Source organism: Acidaminococcus sp. (assembly GCF_057597765.1).
On the sequence record NZ_DBMBXK010000006.1, the window covers coordinates 37967 to 50090 of the forward strand.

The following is a 12124-nucleotide window of genomic DNA, read 5'->3' on the forward strand; positions in this document are numbered from 1 at the left end:
GACCATGGCATGCATCTGTGAAATCTGCAACAAAGGTGAGCTGTCCGGCAACAACGTCAGCCATTCCAATAGACATGTAAAACGTTCTTGGAAACCTAACGTTCAAAAGGTTAAAGCGGTGGTAGACGGTGAAGTGAAGAGCATCAACGTGTGCACTCGCTGCTTACGTTCCGGCAAGGTAACCCGCGCCATCTAAGCTATAGGTTACAACATAAAAAAGCTGACTGCTTCGGCAGCCAGCTTTTTTGTTTCTCTCTACAGCTTCGCCCCGCAGAAGGGGCAAAAGGCCACGTTTTTGGGCAGCGCTGCATGACACTGGGGACAAATCCGCTGATCCAGGTAAGCCTGGGCCTTTTCCTCGAACAGGGCCACAAATTTATCCGTTTCCCGGTTCTGGGGCTTCAGGCTGTACACTTCCATGCGTTTTTTGTAGATGTCCACGATTACATTGCAGCCCTGTTCCAAAGGCTGTACGGCAAAAACGATTTCCTTCCGTTTGGGTTTCCCGAACAGGAAGGATTTTTCTTCCGACACCAGGGAGCCGTTCAGCAGCATCCCGGCATCATCCTGTTTTTCGATTTCCACTTCCATTTCCCGGCATACCTGAAGCCCCAGTTCCCAGGCCACTGCCGGTGCCAGGTTGTAGACCTGTTCCACAAAACTTCCGCCGCTGCCGTTTACTTTCATGGTTCCTTCCCCCTCAGTTCAGGGTAATGGTCAGGACAATGTCCTTACCGGCCGCCACCGGTCCTGACTGTGCCTTTTCCATCTTCCCCACCTTATCCCCATTGGTGATCACCATGGGGGTAGTCAGATTGCAGCCGCAGCTTCCCAGTTTCTCCCGGTCGAATTCGATCAGAGGCTGGCCGGCCTTTACCTTGTCCCCGGTTTTAACCAGGGCCTTGAAGCCCGCCCCATTCTGGGCCACCGTATTGAGTCCCACATGGAGCAGGATTTCCAGTCCGTGGCCTTCCGTGAGGGCAATGGCATGGGCCGTATCCGGCACATAGGAAATGGTTCCGTCACAGGGGGCTGCCAGCCGTCCTTCTTCCGGCCGTACCGCCACCCCGTCTCCCAGCATTTTCTGGGCAAAAGCCTTGTCCGGCACCTGATCCAGGGACACCAGTTCCCCGGTCAAAGGAGCCAGCAAGGTCACTTTCGTCTTTCTGAAAAACAATCCCATAGTATGATCTCCTTGTTTCCTGTGTGTACCATATTATTGTAACATGAAAAAAGGGGTGCTGCACAGCAGCACCCTTTTTTCTTATTTCAAGCAGGCTTTCCGGGACAGGTTCAGCCGTCCTTTGGAGTCGATTTCCACCAGCTTCACGACGATTTCGTCGCCTACGCTGACTACATCTTCCACTTTTTCCACCCGTTCCTTGGCCAGCTGGGAAATGTGCACCAGCCCTTCCCGGCCGGGCATGAATTCCACAAAGGCCCCGAAGTTCATGATCCGGGTGACTTTGCCGGTGTACACCTTGCCCACTTCCGGTTCTGCCGTGATGTCCTGGATGGTCTTGATGGCCGCATCGGCGGATGCGCTGTCGGCGGCGGCAATGTACACGGTACCGTCATCGTTGATGTCGATCTGGGCACCGGTATCTTCCACGATCTTCTTGATCACCTTGCCCCCAGGTCCGATGATGTCTTTGATCTTCTCCGGGTTCACCTTAATGGTGGTGATCTTGGGTGCGTATTTCTTCAGCTGCTTCCGGGGTTCGGAGATGCATTCCAGCATCTTGCCCAGGATGAAGGCACGGCCTTTCTTGGCCTGGGCCAGGGCCGCCTGGAGGATGTCTTTGGTCAGGCCGTCCACCTTGATGTCCATCTGGATGGCGGTGATACCCTTGGAGGTACCAGCTACCTTGAAGTCCATATCCCCGTTGGCGTCTTCCAGGCCCTGGATATCGGTAAGGATGGTGAAGTTTTCTCCTTCCTTCACCAGGCCCATGGCCACCCCGGATACCGGAGCTTTAATGGGCACGCCGGCATCCATCAGGGACAGGGTGCTGGCACAGGTGCTGGCCATGGAGGAAGAACCGTTGGATTCCAGCACTTCAGAAACCAGCCGGATGGTATAGGGGAATTCCTCTTCCGAAGGAATCACCGGCAGGAGAGCCCGTTCCGCCAGCGCCCCGTGACCGATTTCCCGACGGCCCGGGCTGCGCAGAGGTTTGGTTTCGCCCACACTGTAAGGCGGGAAGTTGTAATGGTGGATGTACCGTTTCTGGATGTCCCCGGCCAGGGTTTCCAGGTTCTGGGCTTCCCGGAGCGGAGCCAGGGCCAGGCAGTTGAGCACCTGGGTCTGTCCCCGGGTGAACAGGCTGCAGCCGTGAGGACGGGCCAGGAGCCCCACTTCACAGCTGATGGGACGGACTTCATCCAGGGCACGGCCGTCCGGACGGATCTTGTCCACGGTGATGATGTGCCGGAACACCCGTTTCACCAGTTTGGCCACCACATGGGCAATATCGATTTCATTGTCCGGATACAGTTCCGTAAAGTGGGCCAGGATTTCCTCCTTGGCTTCGCTGACCATTTTGTCCCGGTGCAGCTTGTCCGGATCCATCAGGGCATCGTGGATCTTGGGTTCCCCATAGGCTTCGATTTCCTGGGCCAGTTCTGCGGGGGGAGTGTAGACTTCGAAGTCCATTTTGGGCTTGCCCACTTCGGCCTGGATCTTTTCCTGGAATTCCACCAGTTTCTTGATTTCGCCGTGCGCAAACCAGATGGCATCCAGCATCACTTCTTCAGAAACTTCCTTGGCGCCGGCTTCCACCATCAGGATGGCGTCTTTGGTACCGGCCACTGCCAGGTTCAGTTCGCTGACCTTGGCCTGTTCCACAGTGGGTTCCACAATGAACTGGCCATCGATGAGGCCTACCCGGACCCCGGCGATGGGGCCTTCAAAGGGGATATCAGAAATGGACAGGGCACAGGAAGCACCGATCATGGCCGGAATGTCCGGGGCATTGTCCGGATCCACGGAAACTGCCGTGCACACGATCTGTACATCGTTGTGGTAGCCGTCCGGGAACATAGGCCGAATGGGCCGGTCGATGAGCCGGGACGTGAGGATGGCCGTTTCTGCCGGCCGCCCTTCTCTCCGCAGGAACCCGCCGGGGATCTTGCCCACTGCGTACATCTTTTCTTCGAAATCCACTGTCAGCGGGAAGAAATCCACCCCTTCCCTGGGGGTATCGGTACCCGTCACAGCCACCACTACAGCCGTTTCGCCGTAGCGGACCAGAACAGCGCCATTGGCCTGTTTGGCAATCTTCCCCGTTTCAATGGTAAGGGTCCGACCTCCAAAATCCGTGCTAAAACTATGCATCCTCTGCATCCTCCTTATGTTTCACTCTTGACATTATGGGTAGATTATACTACACCAGCGGGGAAAAAGCTATAAAAAAGAGGGCTTTGCCCTCTTTTGTCAATTGTCAACAGTCAATGGCTAAATGATAAAATTTGCCAAAGCAAATTTTTGAATATGGTATACCAACCTTTTCAAAGAATACTTGTTTCCTCATCAAATATCCTATGGATTGCCAAATAAAAAAGAACCCGTCCAACAAGGCGGGTTCTTTTCTCTGGCAATTGACCATTGACAGGGCCATTGTGCTGCGAAACAGCACCTTATTTATTCTCTTCCTTCTCCAAAGCATCCTTCAGGGTATGCCAGGCCAGGACGGCGCATTTTACCCGGGCGGGCATGTTGGAGATATTTTTCAGGGCGATGGCGTCGTCCAGTTCTTCCAGTTTCCCGTCATCGGTTTCTTCCCGCTTGATCATGGCCAGGAACAGATCCACCAGACGGAGGGCTTCCTTGACGGATTTCCCCCGGATCAGGTCGATCATGATATCCGTGGAGGCCTGGCTGATGGCGCAGCCGTGGCCGGTGTAGGCGGCATCTTTGATGATCCCGTCCTGGATATCCGCCTGGAGAGTAATGTCATCCCCGCAGCTGGGGTTGTGGCCGTGTTCCTGGAGATTGTGGGGATCCAGCTCATGTTTGTTGGCCTGGTCCTGGTTGTGCTCCAGAATAATGTCAGAGTACAGTTGGTTCATGTCTTCCATTATCATTCACCTGTTTCCATCAATCTTTGAAGCCCATGACTTTCCGGACTTCCGGCAGTTTGGACAGGAAGTAATCCACTTCTTCCAGGGTATTGTAGATATAGAAGCTGACCCGGTTGGAAGCTTCCACATGAAGATGAGCTCCCAGAGGCTGGGCACAGTGGTGGCCGCTGCGGATGGCAATGCCGAAGCTGTCCAGGATGGTAGCCGCATCGTGGGGATGGACCCCGTCGATGGTAAAGGAGATCACCCCTGTCTTTTCCTTGGGATCGGTGCTGCCGATAATGTGGATGTGGGGCATTTTCAGCATCCCTGCCAGGCACCGGTCGGTCAGCTCCCGTTCGTGTTCTTCCACCTTATCCATACCGATGTCATCCAGGTAGTCGATGGCCGCATGGAGGGCCACGGCTCCTTCCACGTTCTGGGACCCGGCTTCGAACTTGTAGGGCAGTTCATTGAAGCTGGTGGTCTGTTCCTGGACGTATTCGATCATGTCCCCACCCAGCAGGAAAGGTTCCATTTCTTCCAGCAGAGCCTTTTTCCCGTACACCACACCGGTGCCGGTGGAGCCCAGCATCTTGTGGCCGGAGAATACATAAAAGTCGCAGTCCAGATCCTGGACATCGGTCTTCATGTGAGGAGTGGACTGAGCCCCGTCCACAATGGCAATGGCCCCCACTTTGTGGGCCCGTTCCACCACTTCCTTCACCGGCCGCACCATGCCCAGCACGTTGCTCACCGCAGCAAAGGAAACAATCTTGGTCCGTTCATCGATCTTGGCCAGATCCTCTTCCGTAAAGTGCCCGGTTTCATCCAGGTACATGTAAACCAGTTCCGCTCCGGTCTTCCGGCAGGCTCTCTGCCAGGGCACCAGGTTGGAATGGTGTTCGGAAATGGGGATCACCACTTTATCCCCCGGTTTCAGATGGGTTTCCCCGTAGCTCCGGGCAATCAGGTTCAGCCCTTCGGTGGAGTTCCGCACAAAGATCACTTCTTCGAAGTGCTTGGCGTTGATGAACTTCCGGACTGCTTCCCGGGCCTGATCATACAGTTCTCCGGCTTCGATGGACAGCACATGGGCCCCCCGGTGAGGGTTCCCGTTGTGATGTTCCAGCAGATCCACCATGGCGTGGATCACCTGATAGGGCTTCTGGGTGGTGGCTGCATTGTCCAGGTACACCAGAGGATGTCCATTGTGGACTTTAGTCAAGATGGGGAAATCTCTGCGTACATTTATCATGGCAATTTCCTTTCTGGTGGCAGAACTGCATCTTCGTCCGTACAGCCTGGAGCGCCTTGTTTTCCAGAGTTTCATCTCCCAGCTGGTCGATGACAGGACGGATGTTGCTTTCCACGATGATCAGCTGAGCCCCGGCTTCATTGAAGCCCCGGCTCATAAGATAGAACAGCATGTCCTGGTCGATCTGGCCGGAACTGGAAGCATGGTTTCCCACCACATCGTCTTCCTTGCACAACAGCAGAGGCACGGAAATGGAGTGGACGCCTTTGTTCAGCAGCAGGCACACGTCGGATTCATTGCCCACTGCCTTCTTGCCGCCCCGGAGGAAGTCGATGGTCCCCCGGAAGTATTTCCTGCTGGTGCCCATAAGGGCCCCGGTGGTCAGGATATCCGTATCGGTCTTGCAGCCCTTGTTGGGCACCCAGTAGGAGTAGTCGAACAGCTGAGCATCGCTGCCCAGATACATGGAAGCGCTCTTAAACTGGGCCTTGTCATGATCCAGGTCCGTGCGGACATACACCAGGTTCTGATGGCCCCCCACTTCGGCGCTGACGAACTTCACCTGGGATTCTTTCCCTTCCCGGGTCAGCCGCTGGTCGATGTGCCGGACCTTCTCCCCATGGATCTGGACCTTGCTGATGGTAACTTGGGCGCCGTCTCCGGCTTCCACAAACTGGAGCAGGTTCACCAGCCCGTTTTCTCCGTCACCGTCAAACAGTTCATACACATGGAGACGGCTGTTCTTCCCGGCCTGGATCTTCAGCTGGCCCACCAGGCGGGGTACATCCTCGGTGACTGTGTAGGTGACCCATACAGAGGCTTCTTCCCCATCGGCCACCGTAACGCTGCAGTTCACATTGCCGCCTTTTTGGGCTTCTGCCAGGGCTTCCCGGCTGGCTCCCTGGAAATCTCCCAGATCCGGCAGCCGGTTCCCCTCATAGGTTTCCACCTGGACGTTCCCTTCCTGGCGCACCGCCAGTTCCACCGGTTTCAGGTCCTGGGCCGCCAGGGGATCCAGTTCCAGATGGTTCACTTTCATCCACCGGAAGGTGGGACGCGGAAGTTCATTGAATTGTTCTTTGGTCATAATCTCCGCCTCCCTTTTACATGGAACCTTTCAGTTCCAGATTGATCAGATTGTTCATTTCTACAGCATATTCCAGAGGCAGGGCCTTGGAAACAGGGTCCACAAAGCCCCGTACCAGCATGGCCCGGGCTTCGTCCTCACTGAGGCCCCGGCTCATCAGGTAGAAGATGGCTTCGTCAGAGATCCGGCCGATCTTGGCTTCATGGCCCAGGTCCACATTGTCGTTCTTGATCACAATGGCCGGAATGGTATCGGACTGGGACTGTTCATCCAGCATCAGGGATTCGCAGCTTACGTTGGATTTGGACCCTTCGGCACATTCGTTGATCACCACGCTGCCCCGGTAGATGCACACCCCGCCGTCCTTGGAAATGGACTTGGAGTTAATGTTGCTGGTGGTGTGGGGAGCATTGTGGACCACCTTGGACCCGGTGTCCAGGTACTGACCCTTGCCGGCAAAGGTGACCCCGGTGAATTCACAGTGGGCCCCTTCCCCGTTGAGGATGCTCATGGGGTACAGGCAGGAGGTGTGGGACCCGAAGGACCCGGTGACCCAGTTGATGGTACCGTTTTTCCCTACAATGGCCCGTTTGGTGTTCATGTTGTACATGTTCTTGGACCAGTTTTCAATGGTGGAATAGGTCAGGGTGGCGTCATCCCCGATGAACAGTTCCACCGCCCCGGCGTGGAGGTTGGCCACGTTGTACTTGGGGGCGGAGCAGCCTTCGATGAAATGGACTTTGGCGCCCTTTTCCACAATGATCATGGTATGTTCGAACTGACCGGCTCCCGGTGCGTTCAGCCGGAAATAGCTCTGGAGGGGAATGGACACGTCCACCCCTTCCGGCACGTACACAAAGGATCCGCCGGACCATACTGCCCCGTGGAGGGCGGCGAACTTGTGGTCCGTGGGAGGGATCAGCTTCATAAAATGCTTCCGGACAATGTCTTCATATTTTTTCACAGCCGTATCGAAGTCGGTGTAGATGACACCCTGCTTTACCAGTTCGTCCTGGATGCTGTGGTACACCACTTCGGAGTCATACTGGGCTCCCACCCCGGCCAGAGAGGTCTTTTCCGCTTCCGGGATTCCCAGACGGTCAAAGGTGTCCTTGATGTCTTCCGGCAGATCGTTCCAGTTGGCGCTCATCCGGGCATTGGGGCGCACGTAAGTGACGATGTTGGCCATATCCAGGCCGCTGATATCCGGACCCCATTCCGGGTAGGGGATCTGATAGTACAGATCCAGGGATTTCAAACGGGCATCCAGCATCCACTTGGGTTCATTCTTCTTGGAAGAAATCTCCCGGACCACATCAGGAGTCAGGCCGGCTTCCGTCTTGTATTCGTGGTTGGAGTCCTTCTTGAAATCATACATATTGCTGAAATCCGTCAGGGCGTCAATGGTCTTCCGTTCCTTCTGTAGTTTCTGTTCGTCAGCCGCGGTTTCCCGGGCCAGCGTATCTTTTTTCTCTTCCGTCATTCTGCTCACCCGCCCGTTATTTCTTGTAAGCGTCGTAGCCGTTGGCTTCGATTTCCCCGATCAGGGAAGCATCACCGGTCTTGACGATCCGGCCGTTGATCAGCACATGGACCACATCCGGATGGAGCTTCTGGAGGATTTCGCTGTGGTGGGTGATGATCAACAGGGAGTTGTTTTCGTCATGATACTTGTTTACAGCCTGGGAAACGATTCGTACCGCATCCACGTCCAGACCGGAGTCGATTTCATCCAGCAGAGTCAGTTTCGGTTCCAGCATGCACATCTGGAGAATTTCATTTTTCTTCCGTTCCCCGCCGGAAAAGCCGTCATTCACATACCGGTCCGCATAGCTCCGGTCCATGGACAGAGCGTCCATTTCCTGATGGAGTTTTTTCCGGAAGGGCATGATCCGCTGTTTTTCCCCGGAAATGGTACCCTTGGCATTGCGGATGAAGTTTTCCACAGTGATCCCCTGGACGGAGATGGGAGCCTGGAAGGCCATGAAGATCCCGGCCTTGGCTCTTTCATTCACCGGTTCGTGGGTGATTTCCTTGCCTTCAAAATAAATGTGGCCTTCGGTCACAACGTATTTGGGGTTGCCCATAATGGTGTTGAACAGGGTGGATTTGCCGGCACCGTTGGAGCCCATGATCACATGAGTTTCGCCTTTGTTGATGACCAGATCCAGGCCTTTCAGGATTTCCTTACCTTCAACGGCAACTTTCAATCCTTCCACGCGTAATAATTCACTCATACTAACCTCTCCTACCCACAGGCCCTTCAACGCCTGTGTACTGAATTTGTATCTTGCTGTATCTTACCGCTCCGGATCCCTGCCCTGCGCATGGGAACGGGTCCGGGGGAAATAAGAATAGGGATCGGATTTCCGGTTCTACTGTAATCAAAAAATATTCACCTGAAATCCTTTCCCTATTATAAATGATTTTCTCCAGTTCCACAATATATCATAGTGCAAACAGGGGAATTTTTTTGTGATTTTTGAAAAGGTTTTTGTTACGGGTGAAACAGAAAAAAAGACTGTCGCATGCGCAACAGCCTTTTAGTCGGAAGTCAGGAGTCTGAAGTCGGAAGCCTCAGGATAGGATCCGTCTGGCTGGACGGATCCTTTTGCTTACCCCAGAATCAGATACAGAATATACACATTGATCATGGCGGCAATGCCGGTTACCAGGGTTCCCATGGTCTGGGCCCGGTAGCCGTCCTGGACTTCCATGTCCCCGAAGTTGGTGACCACCCAGAAATAGGAGTCATTGGCATGGGACACGGTCATGGCACCGGCGCCGATGGCGATAACCGTAATGGCAGCCAGCATGGGAGTCCCCAGTCCCAGGGTCCCCATCAAGGGCGCCATGATCCCGGCCGTGGTGGTAATGGCCACAGTGGAGGATCCCTGAGCCGTCTTCAGGATGGCGGACAGCAGGAAGGGGAAGAAAATCCCCAGGTTGGCCAGGGTGCTGGAATTGGCTTTGATGAAGGCCACCATGCTGGTGGAGGCAATGACCTTGCCCAGGACCCCGCCGGCGGCGGTGATGAACAGGATGGGCCCTACCACTTTCAGGGTATCGTCGGTGATTTCATAGAAGGCTTTCATCTTGTCCGGTAGGGCACTCTGCATCAGCACCAGGATCCCCAGGATCACCCCTACGCTGATGGCGATAATGGGAGTCCCCAGGAAGGTGATGATGTCCGTCTTGGTGCCAGCCATGGCCATGGCACTGGACAGCCCCATGAGGATGATAGGAACGATGATGGGAGCAAAGCTCATGAACGCACTGGGCAGCTTGCCGTAGCTTTTGATCAGTTCTTCGTAGGTTTGCTGGGTCTCAGCCGGGTCGGCACTTTCCGCCCGTTCTTCCTTGGATTTCACTTTGGTGCCGATGTAGTTGGCATAGAAGTACGCGGCGATCATGGGCAGGATGGAGGACGCGGTGCCCAGCCCGATAATCAGGATCAGGTTGGGTTCCAGGCCCATCCCTTCATAAATGGTGTTGGCGGCTGCAATGGGCCCCGGTGTGGGCGGAATGAAGCAGTGGGAAATATACAGCCCCATGGACATGGCCACGGCGGTGGCTACGGCAGAGCAGTGGGTCCGGCGGACCAGCGCCTTCCGGATGGGGTTCAGGATGACGAACCCGCTGTCACAGAACACGGGAATGGACACGATCCATCCCATGATCAGCACCGCCAGGCTGGTGTTGTTCTTCCCTACCAGACGGACCACGCAGTCGGCCATTTTCAGGGCCGCCCCGGTCTTTTCCAGCAGGGTGCCGATCAGAGCCCCCATAATGATTACGATGCCGATGCTGGTAAAGGTACCGGCAAACCCGGCACTGACCACATCAGCAATCCCCAGCACTTTCCCATGCTTCACCAGAGGAATCCCGCCGATCAGGCCGAAGATCACGGAAACTCCCAGGATAGCCAGGAAAGGATGGATGCGGAACTTGGAAATGGCTACAATCATAACGATGATGGCAATCACAAAAGCAAAAATTAACGGTAAGCCTGTCAATTTCCTCACATCCCCTCAAAGTATTTTGAATATTTCGGCCTCTCGCCTTATAGTATACGCTGTTCGCTAAAAATGTAAACGGTATTTTTTCTAATGGCCACTCTCTTTTCTTCTTTTATCTGTTCCCTTTTCTGCCCAGAAAGGGTATGATAAAAGAAAAAGCCCAGGGAGGATGTGCCATGACCAAAGGGATCAACCAGAAACTGAAAATGCTCTATCTGGAGGAAATCTTCGAAAAGGAAACTGACGACGACCACAGTCTCACCCTCCAGGAAATCACGGAAAAGCTCCATGAAAAAGGCGTCAACGCAGACCGGAAAACCCTGTATACGGATTTTGAAGAACTGCGGAATTTCGGGATGGACATCATCTGTTCCAACGACGGACGGAACTGCGCCTATCATCTGGGGAACCGGCGGTTCCAGATCCCCGAGCTGAAGCTGCTGGTGGATTCCGTCCAGGCGGCCCGGTTCCTGTCCGACGAAAAGTCCCACAAGCTCATCGGCAAGCTGGAAGGGCTGGCCAGCCGGGAACAGGGGAAAAGTCTCCAGTGCCAAGTGGTGATCGCCGGACGGGTCAAGACCCCCAACGAGACTGTTTACCTGACCGTGGACCGGCTCAACCAGGCCATCAATGCCAATGTCCAGGTCCGGTTCCACTACAACCGGTGGAATGCCAAAAAGCAGCTGGTGCCCCGGAACAACGGGAACTGGTTCCAGGTCAGCCCCTGGCTGCTGATTCTGTCGGAAGAAAACTACTACCTGGCCGCCTACTATGCGGAAACCGGGGAAATCCGCCACTACCGGGTGGACAAGATCACGGACCTGGAACTGCTGGAAGGCCAGCCCCGGGAAGGACAGGAAGCCTATGACCAGCTGGATATCCCCAAATACACCGATGTGCATTTCGGCATGTTCAACGGAGAACAGACGGAAGTGGAGCTGAAGATCCACAATGAGAAAGTGGGGATCTTCATCGACCGGTTCGGTCAGAACATCATGCTGGTCCCGGATGGACCGGATCAGGTACGGCTCACGGTAAAAGTGGACGTAAGTGCCCAGTTCCTGGGGTGGATCATGGCCCTGGGCCCGGGGGTGGAAATCACTCGGCCAGAATGGGTCAGGGAAAAGATGGCCCAGGAAGCGGAGCGAATTTTGGGAGTGTATAAGTAGAGGAGGGGCGCCAGGCGCCCCTCTTTGTCAATGGTCAGCGGCCGAAGGAAGGCAAATACGCTCCATTTGCCTTTGAACAGAAAGAGCGGGCCGGGGCACGCCCGTCCCGGTATGCAACAACAAAAAAGCACACTGTTTCCACAGTGTGCTCATTCTTTGAATGGTGCGGGCAAGAGGAATTGAACCTCCACGGGGTTGCCCCCACTAGCTCCTGAAGCTAGCGCGTCTGCCAGTTCCGCCATGCCCGCATATGAAATTTGTTGTCGAGCCCTCTCGCTTTTCCCCCGGTATTGGAAAGTTGGTGCGGTTGGCGGGACTTGAACCCGCATGAGGTTTCCCTCACCAGCCCCTCAAGCTGACGCGTCTGCCTTTCCGCCACAACCGCAAAGTTGTGTGATTGCTGAGGTGAAAAGTTTGGTGCGGGCAAGAGGAATTGAACCTCCACGGGGTTGCCCCCACTAGCTCCTGAAGCTAGCGCGTCTGCCAGTTCCGCCATGCCCGCTTGTTTATTTCTCAATCGGCAACAAAG

General features: G+C 55.0%; 11 protein-coding genes and 3 tRNA genes. 2 read left to right on the plus strand and 12 right to left on the minus strand.

The genetic code is table 11. From position 1 onward, the window contains the following. Positions 1 to 4 precede the first annotated feature (4 nt). Positions 5 to 196: a 50S ribosomal protein L28 gene (gene rpmB / locus ACZOF8_RS05305; protein WP_012937850.1), complete on the plus strand. Its 192-nt coding sequence runs from the start codon at positions 5 to 7 to the stop codon at positions 194 to 196. A 59-nt stretch (positions 197 to 255) separates the two neighbouring features. Here the strand turns inward: rpmB and ACZOF8_RS05310 are convergent, their stop codons facing one another. From ACZOF8_RS05310 to ACZOF8_RS05350, 9 genes are all read right to left on the minus strand, one after another. Further along, positions 256 to 687 carry a zinc-ribbon domain-containing protein gene (locus ACZOF8_RS05310; RefSeq protein ID WP_487426653.1) on the minus strand — a complete coding sequence of 144 codons (432 nt, stop codon included), beginning with the start codon at positions 685 to 687 and terminating at the stop codon, positions 256 to 258. 13 nt (positions 688 to 700) lie between these two features. Beyond that, positions 701 to 1183 carry a PTS sugar transporter subunit IIA gene (locus tag ACZOF8_RS05315; protein ID WP_022488098.1) on the minus strand — a complete coding sequence of 161 codons (483 nt, stop codon included), beginning with the start codon at positions 1181 to 1183 and terminating at the stop codon, positions 701 to 703. 81 nt (positions 1184 to 1264) lie between these two features. Then, entirely contained in the window at positions 1265 to 3337 is a 2073-nt protein-coding gene (locus ACZOF8_RS05320) for a polyribonucleotide nucleotidyltransferase (RefSeq protein WP_022488097.1), read from the minus strand. A 302-nt stretch (positions 3338 to 3639) separates the two neighbouring features. Further along, positions 3640 to 4080 carry a Fe-S cluster assembly sulfur transfer protein SufU gene (gene sufU / locus ACZOF8_RS05325; protein WP_022488096.1) on the minus strand — a complete coding sequence of 147 codons (441 nt, stop codon included), beginning with the start codon at positions 4078 to 4080 and terminating at the stop codon, positions 3640 to 3642. Positions 4081 to 4099: 19 nt separating this feature from the next. Then, positions 4100 to 5320 carry an aminotransferase class V-fold PLP-dependent enzyme gene (locus ACZOF8_RS05330; RefSeq protein WP_022488095.1) on the minus strand — a complete coding sequence of 407 codons (1221 nt, stop codon included), beginning with the start codon at positions 5318 to 5320 and terminating at the stop codon, positions 4100 to 4102. After that, positions 5283 to 6407 carry a SufD family Fe-S cluster assembly protein gene (locus ACZOF8_RS05335; protein ID WP_487426654.1) on the minus strand — a complete coding sequence of 375 codons (1125 nt, stop codon included), beginning with the start codon at positions 6405 to 6407 and terminating at the stop codon, positions 5283 to 5285. Before ACZOF8_RS05335 ends, ACZOF8_RS05330 begins: the two co-directional genes overlap by 38 nt. Positions 6408 to 6423: 16 nt before the next feature. Further along, positions 6424 to 7785: a Fe-S cluster assembly protein SufB gene (sufB, locus tag ACZOF8_RS05340; protein ID WP_195839602.1), complete on the minus strand. Its 1362-nt coding sequence runs from the start codon at positions 7783 to 7785 to the stop codon at positions 6424 to 6426. A gap of 121 nt (positions 7786 to 7906) precedes the next feature. Beyond that, the gene (gene sufC / locus ACZOF8_RS05345) at positions 7907 to 8644 is read right to left on the minus strand and encodes a Fe-S cluster assembly ATPase SufC (RefSeq protein WP_329777995.1); all 738 of its coding nucleotides are present in this window, start codon (positions 8642 to 8644) and stop codon (positions 7907 to 7909) included. A gap of 378 nt (positions 8645 to 9022) precedes the next feature. Next, positions 9023 to 10423, minus strand: coding sequence for a GntP family permease (locus ACZOF8_RS05350; RefSeq protein WP_302575542.1), 1401 nt, complete (start codon positions 10421 to 10423; stop codon positions 9023 to 9025). Between the two features lie 179 nt (positions 10424 to 10602). On the opposite strand from ACZOF8_RS05350, the gene ACZOF8_RS05355 reads away from it, so the two are divergent. After that, entirely contained in the window at positions 10603 to 11595 is a 993-nt protein-coding gene (locus ACZOF8_RS05355; protein WP_487426655.1) for a helix-turn-helix transcriptional regulator, read from the plus strand. Between the two features lie 161 nt (positions 11596 to 11756). On the opposite strand, the gene ACZOF8_RS05360 is transcribed toward ACZOF8_RS05355, so the two are convergent. The 3 genes from ACZOF8_RS05360 to ACZOF8_RS05370 all read right to left on the minus strand — a co-directional run bounded on the left by ACZOF8_RS05360 (position 11757) and on the right by ACZOF8_RS05370 (position 12097). Next, positions 11757 to 11843: transfer RNA gene (locus ACZOF8_RS05360), tRNA-Leu, on the minus strand. A gap of 51 nt (positions 11844 to 11894) precedes the next feature. Continuing rightward, positions 11895 to 11980, minus strand: a tRNA-Leu gene (locus tag ACZOF8_RS05365). A 30-nt stretch (positions 11981 to 12010) separates the two neighbouring features. Further along, positions 12011 to 12097: transfer RNA gene (locus tag ACZOF8_RS05370), tRNA-Leu, on the minus strand. Between the last annotated feature and the right edge of the window lie 27 nt (positions 12098 to 12124).